Origin of the sequence: Aquimarina sp. U1-2 (assembly GCF_017897595.1) — a bacterium.
GTDB lineage: Bacteria > Bacteroidota > Bacteroidia > Flavobacteriales > Flavobacteriaceae > Aquimarina.
In genome coordinates this window covers 1-551 of the sequence record NZ_JAGKIK010000055.1, presented here as the reverse complement: position 1 = coordinate 551, position 551 = coordinate 1, and the positions used below count along the sequence as shown (strand labels likewise).

At 47.2% G+C, this 551-nt stretch carries 1 protein-coding gene; it reads left to right on the top strand.

Translation table 11 applies throughout. The annotated features are described in order from the left end of the window. Nucleotides 1-551 (top strand): HYR domain-containing protein (locus J8281_RS18975; RefSeq protein ID WP_246849171.1); only part of this gene is annotated, 551 nt, incomplete at both ends.

Genomic DNA, 551 nt, shown 5'->3' with positions numbered 1-551 from the left:
ACTGACAATAACGCATCTGGTACGGTAACAACAACACAGATTGCTGGATTACCTTCTGGTTCTTTATTCCCAGTAGGAACTACAACTAATACCTTCGAAGTTACTGATGCTGCCGGTAACACAGCCACCTGTAGCTTTGACGTAACGGTAACAGATAACGAGGACCCAACGATAAACTGTCCCGCGCCTATTAACGTAAATGTTGATGGAGGTACGGATGGTGCCGTGGTAACATATACCGCGCCGGTGGGCACTGACAATAACGCATCTGGTACGGTAACAACAACACAGATTGCTGGATTACCTTCTGGTTCTTTATTCCCAGTAGGAACTACAACTAATACCTTCGAAGTTACTGATGCTGCCGGGAACACCGCTACCTGTAGCTTTGACGTAACGGTAACAGATAACGAGGACCCGACCATTACCTGTCCCGCGCCTATTAACGTAAATGTTGATGGAGGTACGGATGGTGCCGTGGTAACATATACCGCGCCGGTGGGTACAGATAATAATGCTTCGGGAACAGTAACAACTACTCAAATTGCTGG